General features: G+C 71.7%; 11 protein-coding genes. All 11 read right to left on the bottom strand.

The features are described 5' to 3' along the window. Positions 1-2: 2 nt before the first annotated feature. The 11 genes from AC07DF_RS32155 to AC07DF_RS32205 all read right to left on the bottom strand — a co-directional run bounded on the left by AC07DF_RS32155 (position 3) and on the right by AC07DF_RS32205 (position 17694). A complete protein-coding gene (locus tag AC07DF_RS32155; RefSeq protein WP_478979387.1) occupies positions 3-521 on the bottom strand; it encodes an isoprenylcysteine carboxyl methyltransferase family protein in 519 nt (172 codons plus the stop codon). Further along, positions 518-1606 (bottom strand): type III polyketide synthase, encoded by a 1089-nt coding sequence (locus tag AC07DF_RS32160; RefSeq protein ID WP_478979390.1) that lies wholly within the window; start codon positions 1604-1606, stop codon positions 518-520. The genes AC07DF_RS32155 and AC07DF_RS32160 overlap by 4 nt, the downstream gene beginning before the upstream one ends. Before the next feature lie 59 nt (positions 1607-1665). Continuing rightward, positions 1666-2559, bottom strand: coding sequence for a UbiA family prenyltransferase (locus tag AC07DF_RS32165; protein ID WP_478979393.1), 894 nt, complete (start codon positions 2557-2559; stop codon positions 1666-1668). After that, entirely contained in the window at positions 2550-2720 is a 171-nt protein-coding gene (locus tag AC07DF_RS32170) for a hypothetical protein (RefSeq protein ID WP_478979396.1), read from the bottom strand. The genes AC07DF_RS32165 and AC07DF_RS32170 overlap by 10 nt, the downstream gene beginning before the upstream one ends. Positions 2721-2796: 76 nt before the next feature. Then, entirely contained in the window at positions 2797-3297 is a 501-nt protein-coding gene (locus AC07DF_RS32175) for a hypothetical protein (protein WP_382488767.1), read from the bottom strand. Between the two features lie 73 nt (positions 3298-3370). Next, on the bottom strand, positions 3371-3658 hold the full coding sequence (locus AC07DF_RS32180) for a hypothetical protein (RefSeq protein WP_478979401.1): 288 nt from the start codon (positions 3656-3658) through the stop codon (positions 3371-3373). Beyond that, positions 3655-4314: a hypothetical protein gene (locus AC07DF_RS32185; RefSeq protein ID WP_478979404.1), complete on the bottom strand. Its 660-nt coding sequence runs from the start codon at positions 4312-4314 to the stop codon at positions 3655-3657. Before AC07DF_RS32185 ends, AC07DF_RS32180 begins: the two co-directional genes overlap by 4 nt. A gap of 181 nt (positions 4315-4495) precedes the next feature. Next, the gene (locus tag AC07DF_RS32190) at positions 4496-5701 is read right to left on the bottom strand and encodes a glycoside hydrolase family 64 protein (RefSeq protein WP_478979407.1); all 1206 of its coding nucleotides are present in this window, start codon (positions 5699-5701) and stop codon (positions 4496-4498) included. A gap of 142 nt (positions 5702-5843) precedes the next feature. Further along, entirely contained in the window at positions 5844-13049 is a 7206-nt protein-coding gene (locus AC07DF_RS32195) for a MupA/Atu3671 family FMN-dependent luciferase-like monooxygenase (protein ID WP_478980181.1), read from the bottom strand. Positions 13050-13096: 47 nt separating this feature from the next. Beyond that, positions 13097-16432 (bottom strand): type I polyketide synthase, encoded by a 3336-nt coding sequence (locus tag AC07DF_RS32200; RefSeq protein ID WP_478979410.1) that lies wholly within the window; start codon positions 16430-16432, stop codon positions 13097-13099. After that, positions 16432-17694 carry an MFS transporter gene (locus tag AC07DF_RS32205; protein ID WP_478979413.1) on the bottom strand — a complete coding sequence of 421 codons (1263 nt, stop codon included), beginning with the start codon at positions 17692-17694 and terminating at the stop codon, positions 16432-16434. Before AC07DF_RS32205 ends, AC07DF_RS32200 begins: the two co-directional genes overlap by 1 nt. Positions 17695-17854: the final 160 nt, after the last annotated feature.

The raw sequence follows: 17854 nt of genomic DNA on the forward strand, positions 1-17854 counted from the left end.
CCTCAGGCCAGCCGTGCCAAGGCGGCATCCTCGGCGCGGATGCGGGTGGCGAGCAGGGAGCCGTTCAGCGCGGTGAAGACGATCGCCGTGGCCCAGGCCGAGTGGACGAGGGGCAGCGCGAGCCCTTCGACGACGACGGCGACATAGTTCGGGTGCGGGATCCAGCGGTAGGGGCCGCCGGTCACGCGCGCGGCGCCCGGCACGACGATCACCCGGGTGTTCCACTGCCGGCCCAGGGTGGCGACGCACCACCAGCGCAGCCCCTGCGCGAGCACGACGAGGACGAGCATGGCCCACGCCAGGACCGGTACGGCGGCCGGCCTGCGGATCCACACCTCGCCGAGCGCGCCGACGAGCAGGCCCGTGTGCAGCAGCACCATGAACGGGTAGTGCCCCTGCCCGGATTCCACGCCGCCCCGCTGGAGGCTCCAGGCGGCATTGCGGCGGGAGACGGCCAGCTCGGCCACCCGCTCCAGGCCCACGGCCAGCACCAGGATCGTGAACAGGATCTCGCTCGTCACCGCCCACCGCCCGGGGCGCGGAGGAGCACGAGTTCGGAGCAGAAACCCGGGCCCATGGCGAGCATGAGTCCGTACGAGCCGGGCGGGGGCGGTCGGTCGGCGAGGGTGTCCGCCATGACGTGGAGCACCGACGAGGAGGACAGATTGCCGATCCGGCGCAGCGATTCCCAGGTCACGCTCAACGCGTCACGCTCGACGCCGAGGGCATCCTGCAAGGCCTCGAGGACCTTGGGACCGCCGGGGTGCGCCACGTACCAGCCGAGATCGCCGCAGGTCAGTCCGTGATCGGCGAGGAAGCCGCGGACGTCGTCGCCCACGTACCTGCGCACCAGGTCGGGGACCGCGGAGTCGAGCACGACCCTGAATCCGCCGGAGCCGATCTCCCAGCCCATCATGCGCTCCGAGTCGGGGTAGAGACGGCTGCGCGAGGCGAGCACTTCGGGAGCGGCGGGGTCGTCGGACTGTGCGAGGGGGTGCTCGCTCCCGACGGCGACCACCGCGGCGGCGCCGTCTCCGAACAGGCCGCTGGCCACGAAGTTGGCGACCGAGGTGTCGTCGCGCTGGAGCGTGAGGGAGCACAACTCGACCGACATCAGCACCGCCACCGCGTCCGGACGGCCGCGCAGCAGGTCGTGGAGGCGGGCGATGCCGGCCGCGCCGGCGACGCAGCCGAGGCCGACGAGGGGCAGGCGCACCACGTCGGGGCGCAGGCCGATCTCCGCCGCGACACGGGCTTCGAGGGAGGGCACGGCCAGGCCGGTCACCGTGCACGAGACGATGTAGTCGACGTCGGCCGGGGTGAGGTCGACGCTCTTGAGCGCGTCGACGACCGCGCGGCCGCCGAGTTCGACGCCGGCCCTGATGAAGACGTCGTTCGACTGGCCGAAGTCCTCGATGCGGCCGTACTCCTCCAGCGGGAGCACGGTGTGACGGGTCTCGACGCCCACGTTGCGGTGGAACCGTTCGACGACGCCGCGATCGATCGTGTTCCCGACCAGGGTGGTGGTGACGGACTCGGTGATCTCCTCCTGCCGGTGGCAGTGCTCGGGCAGGGTGCCACGGACGCTGAGGACGCGCATGGTCATGCTGACTCCTGGGATGGGGCGGTGGGGCCGCCGGGGCGGGCGCGACGTCTGCCGCGTCATCAGCCGGCCGCCAGCAGCACGACGTCGAGCAGGGCGATGGTCACCGCGGCACGGAAAGGAGCGCGCCCGCGGGCGAACAGCGTGAACACCGCGAGGACGACCACCAGGGCCAAGGTCGTCCAGGTCCACACGGGAGGGGACCCCGCGGGACCGGTCACCGCGAGCGCCGAGGCGGCGGTGAGCAGCACAGCGGCCAGGACGCGGGAGCGGTGTTCGCCGATCCGGTGCGGCAGGCCGCGGACACCGGTTCGTTCGTCGTCGGCGAGGTCGGGCAGCACGTTGAGCAGATGCGCTCCGACGCCGAGTGCGGCGCCGGCTGCGGTCATCCACCACGGCGCCCAGTGCGGTGCCGGGCCGGTGAGGGTGACGACCGAGGGCAGCGTCCCGAAGCCGCACGCGTACGGCGCCCAGGACCACCGGGTCGCCTTGAGCCCGAGGTTGTAGGCGTGGCCCGCGCCGGTGGCGAGGACGACATTGACCAACGCGCTGCGCCAGCCGGCGAGCGCGGACAGCACGAGGGAGGCGACGCCGGCCACGACCAGGGCGCGCACCACCCAGCCGGGCGGGAGGGAGCCGGCGGCCAGCGGCTTGTCGGTGCGGCCCACGGCGCGGTCGCGCGCGAGGTCGAGCAGGTCGTTGCCCCAGCCGATAGTGAGCTGGCCGGTGAACACCGCCGCCGTGACGGCGACGGCGTGGAACGGGTGCAGGCCGCCGCGGAGCGCCAGCAGGCCCGCGATGACGGTGACCGCCAGGGCGGGCCCGCCGTGGGCGGCGGCGAGCAGCGCGAGCAACAGCGGCGGTCCGTGGCGCGCCGGGGCCGCATCGGCGGTGCGGGCCGCATCGGCGGTGCGGGCCGCATCGGCGGTGCGGGCCGCCTCGGCGGTCACCGGCACCGCCGGGCCGTGTCCGGCGCCTGACAGGTCGTCCCGCCGCACGCCCCGGGGCCGCCGGGCCGCCGCCGGGCGTCACCGCCGGAGGCGTGCCCGGCCCCGGCCCGGGGGCGGCGTACGACGGAGCCGGTCTGTCCGGTCGACCCGGTGAGCACGATGCGCATGGAGCATCGGTCCCACGTTGCCGGGCCGCTCACACGAGGCGGTCAGGCATCCGGTGGAATCGGCGTGCCCGGAGCGCTAGGCGGCATCGTGGATGACGAGCTTGAACTCGGCCAGGGTCAGGAGGCGGGAGGCGGCGTCGTTGTGCGTGACACGGAGTGCGATCGGGGTGCCCGGGGCGACGAAGATGCCGTGGTTCTTGACGTAGTACTGGCCTCCGGGTGTCGGTGTGCGGTGCTCGGTGGCCGTGGTGTCGTTGGGGGTGGGCGTCAGGCCCAGCGGGTCGCGGACGTACTGGTCGCGCAGCTCGGTGTAGCCGCCCGTGCCACTGGCGGACTCCCACTGGATCATCGCGTGCAGATGGCCCCAGCCGGCCTTGGACGGCCAGATCAGGCCGCTGCGGTCGTCTGTCGCCCAGTTGCTCACGACGTAGCCGTCCGGCTGGACGGCCTGGTGCATCTCGAATCCGTCCGACGACTCCGCCGTGCCGAAGGGGAACCGCACGATCTTGTACGTGGTTCCCGGCGCGATCAGCTGGGGGGTGTCGACCTTGAGCGAGCAGACGTGAACTCCGGCCACGGCGCCACCTTCCTTTGACTTGGTTCAGCACTGCCCGCCGTCGGCCGACGGCATGCCCGCGCCGGGGTGGGGGTCACGAGCCCTCGAGCGATGCCACGACGAAGGTCAACGGCAGCGTGGCGAGCGCGAGAGCGAGTCCCGCGGCCGCCATCCCCGGCCGGATCTCCCGCTTGCCCCGGATCCCCAGACAGGCGGCGATCGGCGGCAGAACGCAGCTCAGGAGCAGGCTGAAGTGCCAGCCCTCTTCCGCGATGAAGAACGCCGTGACGGCGAAACAGGCCGGCACGAAACCGATGGTCATGACGCGGCAGCGCGAGAGGAAGAGCTCGAGGTCGTCGACCCCACCGAACACACTGATCACCTGGTGAAGACCTTGTCCTGGGTGTTGCCGGTGGAGCACAGCTTCTTCTCGTCGGCTGTCATCTTGCGGGACTTGACCACGACCGCGCTGTGCTTGCCGTCCGTGCCGTTCGGGGCCGGGCCGGTGACCACGTCGGGGACGAACCAGTAGTAGTGGCCCCACTTGGGGTCGTCGTAGTGGGTCTGCCATGTGCCGGATATCCGCTGCATCACCTGGGCGCGGGAGATCCAGCCCACTTCTCCCGGCTTCACGTTCACGGTGAAGGAACTCGTCTCGGTGTGAGAGCTCTGCCATGTGTAGTTGTACGTCGCGGTGACACTGGCGGTGATGATGCCTTCGATGCCTCCGCCGACGGTGACCGAGCCTCCCACCGAGTGGGAGGAACCGACGGTGTCGGCCCAGGACATCGTCTGGGCGGCGGGCGATTCGGTGCAGTTGAAGAGCAGTTCGGATACCTGACGCGGTTCACCGAGGTACGCCTTGCCGAGCTCCGGGGAGTTGAAGGAGCACTTGCCCTCTCCGGAAGCGCAGTCGGCCATGATCTGCTCCGCGGTGGGCTGTTCCTCGGCCGCCGCGGGGACGGCTGTCGCGATCACCCCGAGGGCCGTCGCCGTCAGCGCCAGTGTGCGGCCGCCGTACCGCAGGGTGTGATTCATCGTCATTTCGTTGGTGCCTCTCACCATCGCATGGGGGACAGTGACCAGACCCTCCTGTTACGGGAGGGTCTGCAGTCACCGCGTGGTGTCAATGAGGCTCACGTAAACCGCAGTTCATCTACACCAAGGAACAGTAAAGTTGTATTTGATGTTCAGAACTGCTGAACCGTCAACTGTGCTGTCAGTTGAACGGGTCGAGAGTGAGATAGGCCTGGCGTGGGCTGCCGTCGTGTACGAGTGACTCGTGGTGGCCCACGTCGTCGAAGGCGAATGCGTAAGCCTTGCCGTCGACCGTCTGCGCGTGGATCTTGCGGGCGTAGTGGTTGGTGACGCCGTCCTTGTAGAAGGCGTCGGCGCCGGAGTCCGGCTGGTTGGGGTTGACCAGCAGCGTGGAGCGGTTGAAGCCGGCGCACAAGGTGCGTGAGATCGGGCCGCGGACCAGGTCGTTCGGTGCGTCCAGTTTCCTGTGACAGCCGAAGATCGAGGCGGCGTCGGGCTTTTCGAAGCGGGTGACCGTGGCGCCTGCGCTGTTGGTGAAGTTCATGACGCCGCCCGAGACCCTGCCGTAGTACTTGGTGCCGGGCTGGTCGGCGAACGGGGTGACGGTCAGCGTCGAGGTGGAGTACTTCTGCCAGACGCGGTTGACGTAGTCGTCCATGACGGTGGCCGGCAGTGCGCCGGTCTCCAGTCCGTACAGCGGCGACAGGGCGCGCAGTACGGTGCCGTCGGACCGGGTCTGGATCAGATTGGCCCAGCCTCCGGGCTGTCCCCTGAGGGCGTTGAAGAAGCCGTTGTATCCGCCGGGCTTGAGCCGGCCGGTGCTCGCGGTGGATCCGTCGGCTCGCTGCACTCCTACCGCGTAGGGCGCGGAGAACATGTCGACCTGTGTGCTGTTGATCCACAGGCCCGAGTCGTTGAGTGTGTACTCCGACCAGTTGAACAGGATGTTCCGGTTGGGGTCGGCCGGGTTCTGGACGGCGGGCTGGACCAGGCCGCCGGTGGTCAGCTTGAACACCAGTTTCTGGCCGTAGGAGAAGTACACGCGGCCGGAGAACTTCGGCATGCGGATCGTCTTCGACTGGCCCGCGGCCGGGCCCGGGATCGACGCGTCGGGTGCGGGGACCGGCGGGTTTCCACCCGCCGGCCAGGGGTGGAAGGTGCCGCCCGCGTCGGCCCAGCCCTGCCGTCCGGTCGACAGTTCCGTGCCCAGGTTGTAGATGTACACCTGCTCGCCGCGGGCCGAGTTGTTGGTGATCTTCAGGGGGATCGTCGCCGGGACGGCGGCGTGGGCCGGCTCGGCGGCTCCGGTTGCGAGCAGTGAGCCGCCGAGGACCGTCGCGAGGGACAGTCCAAGGGCCGTGGCCCGGCGCCTGAGGGTCCGTAACATGCTCTTTCTCCGTTCGACGGGGGCCGATGCGAGAAGCTTTGAGAGCGCTCTCAGAGCGTGGCGTGTTGGTACGGACCTGTCAATGGGGGCGACGGGGTGGTGCGTGTCGCCGCCCCAGGTGAGGCGGCGACACGGACGGGAGTCAGTCCCCGAGCGCGTTGCCCGTCTCGTCGCGCAGGAGGGCGACGTAGTCACGGGTCCAGCCTTCGATCGTGGTGCGGTCCCAGAGGTCGGCCGAGTACTCGACGAAGCCCTGCAGCCGGTCCCCGGCAGGGACGAGACCGAAGGTGAGCTCCGTGCGGGACGCGGCGGGGGCGAGGTCCTCGATAGCCGTGGTCAGCCCGGGCAGTTCGATCTCGGCGTCCAGGGAGCTCTGGTACGCGAAGCCGACGTCCAGCCGGTCCGGCACGGCCACGCCCGTACGCTCCTGCAACGCGGGGGCGATCAGGCGTACCGGCATGGCCCGGTCCATGCACTCCACCGCCGTGCGGGCGATGCGGTCCGTCAGCCCGGTGAAGGAACCGGTGGCTCCGTCGCGCACGGGCAGCGCGAAACCGGTGATCGTGCAGGCCAGCAGGGATTCGAACGCGCGGCGTTCCCGGTTGGCGTAGGAGATGTTGAACACGACGTCGCTCTGCCCGGACTTCCGCGCGAGCAGCCGGCCCAGGGCCGCCGCCGTAACCACGAAGGGCGTCGTGCCCCGCTGCCGCGCCAGCTGTTCCACGGCGGTCCGGACCTCGGCCGGCACGGTGAACATCACGGCGCCGCCCCGGCCGCTCGGCTTCTCGGGCCGGGGCCGGTCCAGGGGCAGGTCGACGTCGAACGGCACTCCGTCGAGTTCGCGCAGCCAGAACCGCAGCTTGCGTTCGTCGGCGGCCTTGTCCGTCTGGCCCCGCTGCCAGTGGGCGTACTCCGCCGGCTGGCACTCCACGGGAGGCAGGGTGTGGGGTTCACCCCGCACGGCGGCGCCGTAGAGGGCGGCCAGTTCCTTCAGGAGCAGGCTGACGGACCAGCCGTCGCAGGCGGAGTGGTGCAGGACGAGGAGCAGGACCGAGGTGCTCTCGCCGGTGCGCAGGAGGCGCACGGCCATCGGCGTGTCGTGGGCGGGGTCGATCGGTGTCTCGGTGGCTTCCGTGGCGGCGGTGTCGAGGGCTGTCTGCCGCTCCCCGGCGGGCCGTGCGGTGAGGTCCTCGACCGGCAGTTCCACGACGCGGGGCCGGAGCACCTGCTGCTCCCAGCCGTCCCCGTCGGGGGCCAGACGGGTCCGCAGTCCCTCGTGCCGTTCGACGAGGCCGGTCAGGGCGGTGCGCAGGGCCGCCACGTCCAGGTCTCCGGAGAGGGTGATCCGCAGGGCGACGTTGAACACTTGGGGCAGGAGGTGTTCGGCGTGCACCTTGGCGAAACGGGCCTGCTGGGCGGTGGCGGGTGCCCGGCGTTCCACCGAGCCGGGTCCTTCTCCGGAATCGGTCCCCGCGCCCGCCGGCGTCTCGCCCGCCGCCAGGGCCAGTTGGGCCGTCATGGCCCGCAGTGTCGGCTCCTGGTAGAAGCTCAGCATCGGGTAGTCGGTGCCGAACTCCTCCCGGACCTGGTTGACCAGCCGCATCGCGGTGATCGAGTGGCCGCCCAGGTCGAAGAACGAGGTGTCGGCCGCGATGGCGTCCGCGTCGATGCCGAACTCGTCCGCCCACAGCCGCCGTACGCGCCGCTCGACGTCCGTGCGGTGACCGGCCTCCGGAGCCTGGCCGACGGCGGTGCCCGGCCTGGGGGCCGGGGCCGTCGTGACGAGGTCGGGCGCCGGCAGCGCGGATCGGTCCAGCTTGCCGTTGCCCGTCAGGGGAAGGGCCGGCAGGATCCTCCAGGCTCGCGGTACCAGGTACTCCGGCAGCCGGGCCGCCAGTTCCTCGGCCACGAGGTCGGCGAACGCCTGCCGGTCGTCGGCCGCCGTGCCGACCGGGTCTGCGGGGACGGCGTAGGCCGCGAGGTACGCCTCGCCGCGGTCGTTGCGGCGGGCCAGCACGGCCGCCTCACGCACCCCGTCCAGGGCGTTGAGCACACGGGAGACCTCTTCCGGCTCGACCCGGAAGCCCCTAATCTTCACCTGGTCGTCGGCCCGGCCGCAGAACTCCAGCGTCCCGTCGCTCCTCCAGCGGACCAGGTCGCCGGTGCGGTACCGGCGGGCGTCCGGGCCGGCATGGGGGTCCGGCAGGAAACGCTCCTGCGTGAGTTCGGCGCGGTGCAGGTACCCGAGGGCCACACCGGGGCCGCCGACGTACAACTCCCCCGCCGTGCCGACGGGCACCGGGGTGCCCGACGCGTCGAGCACGCTCAGCGTCACATTGTCGACCGGACGCCCGAGCGCGATCGCGGTGGCGGTGTCCTCGCCCTGTGCGGGCACGGTGTGCGTCGTGCACAGCACGGTGACCTCGGTGGGCCCGTACACGTTCACCGTCTCGTACGGCGCCTCGGGCCGCGGCCGGGTGCGCAGCACATCACCGCCGAGCAGCAGGTGACGCAGGGGCGGCTGGTCGGCCGGGGGCAGGCGGAGCACCTGTTCGCCGAGGGCGGTGGGCAGGATCGAGAAGGTGATGCCCTGCTCGGCGTACCACCGGGCCAGCGACCTCGGGTCCCTGCGCAGTTCCTCGTCGGCGACGACGATCGACGCTCCCGCGGTCAGCGCCGGCCAGATCTCCAGGAGCGAGGCGTCGAAGCTCTGGCTGCAGACGACGGCACCGCGGTCGGCCCGGGTGAAGGCGAAGCGCCGGTGCTGCCACTCGCACAGGTCGACGACACCGCGGTGCGGCACCACGACGCCCTTGGGCGTGCCGGTGCTGCCCGAGGTGTAGAGGACGCAGCACGGGGACCGGTCGCCGGGGGTCGACGCACCGTCTTGCGAGCCTGGTGCGGTGTCGTCCGGCGGTACGACGGTTACGTGCCCGGGCAGCTTCAGGGCCGCCGCCTCCCCGCGCGACGACACCAGCGTCCGGGCCCCGCACTCGGCGATGACCTGCTCGGCGCGCACCCGGCCGAGGGAGGGGTCGAGCGGGACGTAGGCGCGGCCCGTCTTCAGCACGGCGAGCATGGCGACGACCAGGTCGGCGGAGCGCGGCAGCCAGAGGGCCACAGTCCCGTCCTGGTCGCTGCCCGTCGTGTAGCGCGCTCGCAGGGCGGAGGCCAACTGCTCGGCTCGGTCGTCCAGTTCGCGGTAGGTCAGTCGGCAGTCTGCGGTGATCACCGCCGTGTTGTTCGGCTGGGCGGCTGCCTGCCGGGCGAAGAGGGCGTGGACGGTGGTGTTCGCCGACGGGCGGGACGGGCCGTCCTGCCAGGACCGCGGTACGGGGTCGCCCTCGGCCGCCGTGTCGACGGCAGTCGCGGCGAGCTGGGACAGGGGTGCCTCGGGGGTGTCGACCGCGGCCGTGAGCAGGTCCCGGAAGGTGGCGAAGAACCGGTCGACGGTGTTCTGGTCGAACAGGTCGGTGTTGTACTCCAGATGGCAGCGGATGCCGTGCGGCTGGTCGGTGAAGTAGACGGTGAGGTCCGTGAGGGACTTGTCCGGGCCGGCGTCCAGGGGGGTGGCCTCGATGCCGGGGAGGTCGAAGCGGAACGGCTCGGCGCGCTGGAACTCGGCGAAGGCCTGGAACACCGGGGTCCGGTCGACCGCCCTGGGCGGGGCGAGCTCGCGCATCACCGTCTCGAAGGGCACCCGCGCGTGGTCGTACGCGTCGAGGGCGACCGTGCGCACGCGCTCCAGCAGCGCGGAGAACGCGGGGTCTTGGGACAGGTCGAGGCGCAGCGCGAGGGTGTTCACGAAGAAGCCGAGCAGGTGCTCGGCCCGCTCGGGACGGTCCGAGATCGGGGTGCCGACGACGATGTCAGTCTGTCCGGTGATCCGGTGCAGCATCGTCGCGTATCCGGCGAGCAGGGTCATGAACAGGGTGCTGCGGCGGCTGCGGCTCAACTCGCGCAGGCGGCGGGAGAGTTCCGGGTCGAGGGTGTGGAAGACCGCCCGGCCGTTGGAGGTCATCGTCGCGGGGCGCGGCCGGTCGGTGGGCAGGGCGAGGACGGGCAGCTCGCCGCCGAGGGTGCGGCGCCAGTGGGCCAGGTCCTCCTCTGCCTCGGGGCTGTTCGCGGCCGCCGCCAGTTCCCGGGCGTGGTCGGCGTAGCTCCAGGTGAGGGCGGGGAGGTCGGGTGTGGTGCCCTCGCGTGCGGCCCGGTAGAGGGCGGACAGGTCGCGGGCGAGGACGGTGGCGGAGGCGGCGTCGACCACGATGTGGTGCAGGGACAGCACGAGGACGTGCTCCGTCTCGGCGATCCTGACCAGCCGGGTGACGAACAGCGGGCCCTCGGCCAGGTCGAAGCGGCGTGTGCTCTCGGCCGCGAGGACGTCCTGGAGCGCGCCGTCCACGATCTCGAAGTCGGGCTCGGCGGACGTCCGCACGACCTGCCGGGGCTCCCCTCCGGTTTCGCGGAAGACGGTGCGCAGGCCCTCGTGACGGGCGACGAGTCCGCGCAGTGCCGCGTGCAGAGCGGGTACGTCGAGAGAGCCGGCGAGGCGGATCGCCTTGACCTCGTTGTAGGCGGTACGTCCCGGAAGGAGCCGCTCCAGGAACCAGATCCGTTCCTGGCCGGGCGACAACGGCGCGTCGCGAGGAGCGGAGGGAGCCGGTTCCCGGTAGCGGCGGCGCAGGGCGTCCAGGCGGGGCAGGCCCGCGCGCAGCGCGTCCTGTGCGACGCCGAAGTCGACGAGGGCGACGATCTCGTCGGCGCCCGCCGCGGTCACCGCGTCCACCACCGGCCGCACGCTGTCCGCCGTGCCGATCAGGGCGCGCTGGTCGCAGTAGCGGCCGTAGGCGCGGCGGAACACCGCGTCCAGGTCGTCCTCGCTCAGCTCGGCCAGGTCGATGCGGTGCCCGAGGCTGTTGGTGACGCCGCTGAACACGGACAGTGACGCGCGCATATAGCGGGACAGCGGTTCGTACGCCTCGGTCCGCGCGGTGTCGTGGTCGTCGGCGAGGTAGGTGTGCAGCAGGACGGCCACGCGCCCGGCGTCCGGGTCGAGGCCGTGCGAGGCCCGGGTGCGCCGGTAGAGGGCGATGTTGTCCCGGAGCTGTTCGACGGTCTGGGTCATCAGGTTGGTGACGATGCCCAGGTCGTGACGGGCGGCGAGTTCGAACGAGGCGGGGTTGCCGACCACCGCGGTGTACATGGGCGGGGCGTCCTGCACCGGCCGGGGAAAGAGCCGCACCTCGGCCTCGCCGTCCCCGCTGGTCCGGTGCAGGGCGTCGCCGCGCCAGAACTTCCGTACCTCTTCGAGCTGTTCGTACATCAGCTCCTTGTGCCGGCCGAACCGGTCGGGGAAGAAGACGAAGTCGTTGGCGCTCCAGCCGCTGGCGACACCGATGCCGACGCGCCCTCCGGAGAGGTTGTCGACCATCGACCACTCCTCGGCGACCCGGATGGGGTCGTGGAGGGGCAGGACGACGGAGCCCGCGTTGAGCCGGATGCGTTCGGTCTCGCGGGACAGGGCGGCGGCGAGCACCGCCGGGTTGGGGAAGAGTCCGCCGAAGGAGTGGAAGTGCCGCTCGGGCATCCACAGCGAGTGAAAACCGTGCCGGTCGGCGAACCGGGCGACGTCCATGAGGAGTTCGTACTGGCCCTGGCGGGGTGCCGGGGTGTCCTGCGGGTAGTCGCCGAAGAAGTACACGCTGAAGTCGGGGGTGCGCGGGGCGAGTTCTCTCGCGGGTTCCGTGCGAGGTGCTGTGACTGCCGCGGCGTTCCAGGCCATGGAGGCCACGGGGGCGGCGGTTGTCGGTGCAGGAGTGGCCTGTGCCGGTTTCGGCGGTGCTGCCGGGGGTGCTGTCTTCGACGCCACGGGCCGCGTTCCCGGGAAGAAGCCCGCCGACCGCAGTTCGCGAAGCGAGTCCTGCACGGCGTCGGCGATGAACTCGATGTCGCCGTCCGAGTGGGCGGTGGACAGGAAGAAGTTGCGCCACTCCCACACGTGCACGCCACGCAGCATCAGGTGGTGGTAGAGCAGCTCCATGTCGGCGCGGTGCTCGAAGCGGAACTGGGAGCCGAAGTGGCTCATCCGCAGCGGGTACTCCTCGGCCTCGAAGAAGGCGTTCAGCGTCGCGGCCAGTTCGGCGGTCCGAGCGTTGAGGCGCTCCTGGAGGTGCGGGCTGTGCTCCTTGAGGTGGGTCAGCACGGCGCGGGCGGCGACCATCGACACCGGGTGCTGGATGTACGTACCGCCGAAGAAGGTGGTGTCGGCGGGCGGGTAGCTGTCGTCGCCGTAGGACCAGTGGCCGCCGTCGACGCCGTCCATGATGTCGGCGCGGCCGGCGATGGCGCCGATGGGGAAGCCGCCGCCGAGGAGCTTGCCGTAGGTGGCGAGGTCCGGGGTCACGCCGTACAGCTCCTGCGCACCGCGCGGGGCGGGGCGGAAGCCGGTCAGCATCTCGTCGAAGAGCAGCACGATGCCGTGGCGGCGGGTCAGCTCCCGCAGCCTGCGCACGAACTCGACCGGCTGGAGCTCGGGGTGCCTGCTCTGCACCGGCTCCACGACGACCGCGGCGATGTCGCCGGCGTTCCGGGCGATCGTCTCCAGGGCCGCGTCGCTGCCGTAGTCGAGGACCATCAGATCGGAGACGGCGGCCTGCGGGATGCCCCGGGAGACGGGCACGGTGATCTGGTCGGTGCCGCTGTGCGAGGACCGGCCCAGGACGTTGTCGGCGTGGCCGTGGTAGGCGCCCAGGAACGAGACGATCTTGTCGCGGCCCGTGGCGGCGCGGGCGAGGCGGATGGCCGCCGAGTTCGCCTCCGTACCGGAGTTGGCGAAGGCGACCCGCTCCAGTCCGGTGAGGCCGGCGAGGAGTTCCGCCGCCTCGCCGGTCTCGATGGTGCGGGGGCCGAGCTGGATGCCCCGGGACAGGTGCTCGCGCACGGCCTCGGTGACGAAGTCGGGCTCGTGGCCGAAGAGCAGGACGCCGAAGCCCATGGTGATGTCGACGTACTCGTTGCCGTCGACGTCCTCGAGCCGTGCCCCGCTCGCCCGGCGGCCGGCGATGGGGTACAGCATCTCCTTCGTGCCGCTGCGGAAGCCGACGACCGCACGGCTGTCGGCCAGGACACGGCGGTAGCGCTGGGCGATCCGCTTCGAGGTCGGTGTTCTGGCGGTGTAGCGGCGCACGAGGTCGGTCAGGTGCTCCTGCTGGGTGTGCGGCGAGACGTCCTGGACCATGCCGGAGGATTTCGCGACCGTCACGCGGGGCCCGTGCATGCGCGGAGGCTGTGAGGCGGGAGCACCGGTCCCGCCCATCTGTTCGGCGATGCGCCGCGACAGCTCGGTCATGGCGGCCAGGTCCTGGTCCAGCGCCGCGGAGATGCCGTTCAGCCCGGTCACTTGGCCACCTTGCCGTTGAGCCGGTCGGTCACCGAGGCGGTCTGGAGGGCGAGCAGCTGGGAGAGCTGGGACATCATCTGCAGCTGTATCCGGGACATCTGCTGGATCTTGTGGGCGAGGTCCTCCAGCTCCTCGCGGGTCGCGTACTCGGGAGCCGAGGCCGTGCCGGCGGGGGCGGGCTCCGGTGCCGGTGCCGGTGGGGCGGGCTCGGGAGCGGGTGCCGGTGCCGGTGCCGGTGCCGGTGCCGGTGCCGGTGCCGGTGCGACAGGTTCCGGAGCGGGGGCCGGTGCTACGGGCCGCGCCGGCTCGGCCCCCGGCGCCGGGGATCCGGTCGGCGCTGTCCCGGTCGTGTCCGGCATGTGGGAGACGATGAACTCGGCCAGCCGACGCGGTGTGCCCGTCTCCTCGAGCAGCTGTCTCATCGTCACCTTGACGTGATGCGCCTGTTCCAGCTCCCGCAGCACACTGATCATCTGCAGCGAGTCGGCGCCGAGGTCGAAGAAGTTCGCGTCGCCGACGATCGCCGACGGATCCCCGCCGAGGTGCCGGGCGGTCGCCTCGACGATGCTCTGGAGTACTCGTGCGACCGCTGCCTCTTGCTGCACCACTTCGGTTCCCTTTCTCGCTGCTGTTCTCTTGCTCAGGGGCGTCGACCGGTGCCCCATCCAGTGGTTCTCGTGCTGGAATCGGTAGCCGGGCAGTGGGACGCGTCTGCCACCGCTGCCCGCCAGGAGCGCGTCCCAGCCGACGTCCGCTCCGGCGCAGTGCAGTCCCGCCGCCGCCCCCCAGAGGGCGCCGAGTCCGGTGCCGCGCCGCAGGGACGGCAGCGCCGGTACGTCGGGCAGGGCCCGGCGGGCCAGACCGCTGAGGGTGGTGTGCGGCCCTATCTCGAGCAGGACGCCGGGCGATTCGGTGCCGATGCCGCGCAACGCCTCGTCGTAGCGGACGGGTTCGCGGGTATGGCGTATGAGGTAGTCCGTGTCAGGGGTCCAGCCGGGCGGGCGGGTCGTGCCGTCCAGGGCGCTGACGAAGGGGATGCGCACCGGCCGGAAGTCCACGTCGTCGAGGACCTTCTCGAACTCGGCCAGCATCGGTTCCATCAAGGCGGTGTGGAAGGCGCGGGTCACCGGCAGCCGCCGGCCCGGTGTGCCGCGTTCGTCCAGCAGCGCGTACGCCCGGTCGACGGCGGTGACGGGCCCGGCGAGTACCTGAAGGCGCTCTCCGTTGGTCACGGCCGGCTCCAGTCCGGGGACCTCGGCGGCCAGGGCGAGGGCGGTGGCCCGGTCGACCGGCGCCGCGACCATCGCGCCGGGTACGCAGCGCTGCCGCATCAGCCGGCCCCGTTCGGTGGTGAGGCGCAGCCCGTCCTCCAGGGACAGGGCTCCGGCCGCGTACAGCGCGGCGTACTCCCCGACGCTGTGCCCGGTCACGGCGTACGGTTCGACGCCGGCGTCGCGCCACAGCCGGACGAGTGCGCACTGCAGGGCGAACAGCGCGGGCTGCGCGGTGTCCGTCTCCCCGAGCGGCCCCTCCCCAGGTACGTCCGCCGGGTCAGCCGTGCGCAGTGCGTCGAGCAGGGAGTCGCCGGTGAGGTCGCGGTAGTGCTGGTCGCAGGTGTCGAGCACCTGGCGTGCGGCGGGGAAACGCGCGTAGAGGGCGTCGGCCATTCCGGGGTATTGGCTGCCCTGCCCGGTGAACTGGAACGCCACGCGCGGGGTGCCCTCCCCCGAGGCCGTGCCCGTGGTGACCGTCGCCGGGGCGGTTCCGGTCAGCCAGGCGTCGAGGGCCTCTGCGAGGGCTGCCGGGGTGGAACCTCGGACCGCGAGGCGGTGACGCCCGTGGACCCGGCCGAGGGCGGCGGTGGTGACGAGGTCCGCCGGGTGCGGTGCGGGCGGCTGACGTAACCGGTCCCGGAAGGCACGGGCGTTGTCCGCGAGGGCTTCCCGGCTGCTCCCCGAGATCAGCAGCACATCCGGAGGTGCGGTGTCGCCGGTCCTGGGCGTCGGCTCGGGGGCCTGTTCCAGGATCAGGTGGACGTTGGTGCCGCCCACGCCGAGTGAGGTGAGGCCCGCGCGGCGGGGGCCGTCGCTCTTCGGCCAGGGCCGGGCGGCCCGGGGGATGTAGAAGGGGCTGTGGTCGAGGTCGATGAGGGGGTTGGGTTCGCTGAAGTTCGCCATCGGCGGGATGACACCGTGGCGCAGGACCAGCAGGGCCTTGACGAGGCCGGCCAGTCCGGAGGCGGCGTCGAGGTGGCCGATGTTGGCCTTGGTCGAGCCCAGGGCGCAGTAGCCCTGGCGGTCGGTGTCCTCGCGGTAGGCGCCGGCGGCGCCGTCGAACTCGATGGGATCGCCCTTGAGCGTGCCGGTGCCGTGGGTCTCCAGGTAGCCGATGGTGTCGGCGCCGACGCCGGCGCGTCGCAGGGCCTGGCGGATGGCCGCGCGCTGGCCCTGGGCGCTGGGGGCGGTGAAGGCCTTCTTGCCGGCGCCGTCGTTGCCGATGCCCCAGCCGCGGACGACGCCGTGAATGGTGTCGCCGTCGGCTTCCGCCCGCGCCAGCCGCTTCAGGACGACGGCCAGGACGCCCGTGCCTCCCACGGTGCCGTCGGCGCCGGCGTCGAAGGCCCGCAGGCGGCCGGAGCGGGACAGGATGGAGCCCTTGACGTAGCGGTAGCCCAGGACCTGCGGCACATGGACGGCGGTGGCGCCGACGAGGGCGATGTCGCAGTCGCCCATGAGCAGCGACTGCGCGGCCGACTGCAGGCCGACCAGGGAACTGGAGCAGCCCGTCTGGACGTTGACGGCGGGTCCGGTCAGGCCCAGCCGGTAGGCGACCCGGGTGGCGGTGAAGTCGGCGTAGTTGCCGACCGTGACCTGCATACCGGACGTCCAGTCGGGCACCGGCCCGCTGGGCAGGACGTTGTTGAGCAGGTAGTTCTGCATCGTGTAGAGGTGGTAGCCGGTGCTGGCCCAGACGCCGACGCGGGTGCCGTCCCGTTCGCCCGGGTAGCCGGCGTTCTCCAGGGCGTGCTGGGCGCATTCCAGGAACATGCGGTGCTGCGGGTCGGTGAGCTGGGCCTCGCGGGGGCTCATCGCGAAGTGCTGGGCGTCGAAGCCGGCGATGTCGTCGAGGAGCCCGGAGGCGCCGACGAAGTCCTCCGCCTCGTACTCCTCGGCGGGCACACCGGCGGCGGCGAGTTCCTCGTCGGTGAAGCGGGAGACGCAGTCCGTGCCGTCGCGGATGATCCGCCAGAAGTCCTCGGGCGTGTCGGCGCCGGGCAGCCGGAAGGCCAGGCCGATGACGGCCATCCGCGGGTCGGGCTCGCTGGTGCTCATCAGCCGCGTCCCTCCGTCACCGTCGGCTGGTCACGGCCGGCCGGTTCCTCCGCTGGCGGGCCGGGCGCTGTCCTGCCCCGGCGCAGAAGCCAGCCGAGCAGGATCAGGCACAGGACGATCGCGAGGCCGTGGAAGGCACCCACCACCTGCAGCGGCGAGAAGGCTTCCAGGAGGGCGCCGCTGACGAGCATGCCGAGCCCGAACCCGAAGTTCTCCACCGAGGCGGTGAGCCCGAAGAGGCGGCCGCGCTGCTCGTCGGGGGCGGTCTGCAGCCTCGACACGTAGACGATCTCGGTGAATCCGTCGGCGGCTCCGGCGACGAGCGCGGCGATGACGGCGGGCACGGTGGGCAGCCCGCTGAAGACCACGATGAAACCGGCCGACATCACACAGGCGCCGAGCGCGAACGCCCGCTCCCCCGGTGTCCGTCCGGACTTCTTGGTGACCCGGCCGATCACCTGCTGGGCCACGATGTTGCCGATGGCCCAGGTGGCCCAGAACTGGCTGATGAACGTGGCCGGATGGTCGGGGTCCAGGCTGCTGGAGTAGATGGGGAGGGCGACGTTGTGGGACGAGGAGCCCAGCCCGTCGACCGCCCTGACGGCGACCATCGCCATGAGTACCGGTGCGGTGCCCAGCAGCATCCGGGCCGTCCAGCGCGCGGCGCCGGAGTCCTTCGCGGAGCCGGCGCCCGCGGGGGCGTCGGCCGACCTGGTGCGGACGGGCAGCAGGAAGAGCATGGTCGCGGAGACCAGGAAGGTCGCGGCGTCGAGCGCGAACGCCGCGGAGTAGCCGAGTTGCGCCACGACCACGCCCGATGAGGCGAAGCCGGCGATCATGGCGAGCGAACGTCCGGTCACGAGCAGCCCGTTGGCCCGGACCCGGTGCTCCGCCCCGACGATCTCGGGGATGCTGCTGCGCAGGGCCACCTGGGAGAGCGTCGAGCAGCCGCCCGTGACCACGGCCAGGACGTACAGCATTCCGGGACGTATCCCGTCGGGGGCGAGCAGGAGCGACAGCAGGGCCACGGCCTGGCACAGGTCGGCGCCGACCATCAGGCGCTTGCGGTCGTAGGCCGAGACGAGCCGGCCGCTGACCCAGCCCGAGACGACACTGGTCGCCAGGCGTACGGCCATGAAGAGGCCGGCGGCCAGCGCGCTGCCGGTCGCGTCGTAGACGAAGACGTTCAGCGCCACCATGTTCAGATAGCTGCCGTACGCCGAGATGCCGTTGCCCAGGACGAGCAGACGGAAGTACCTCATGCACCTTCCTCTGGTCTGCATGAAGGGTGTGAATGGTGTGAGTCCGGGATCGCCCTGCCCGTCCGCTCAGTGGCGGTACGGGATCCAGGCGGACGGAAGGGGCCGGTGAGGTCGCCCGTCGTACGGCGTGTTCAAGCCCCGCTGCCGGCCCAGCACAGAA

Source organism: Streptomyces sp. NPDC044719 (assembly GCF_056433405.1).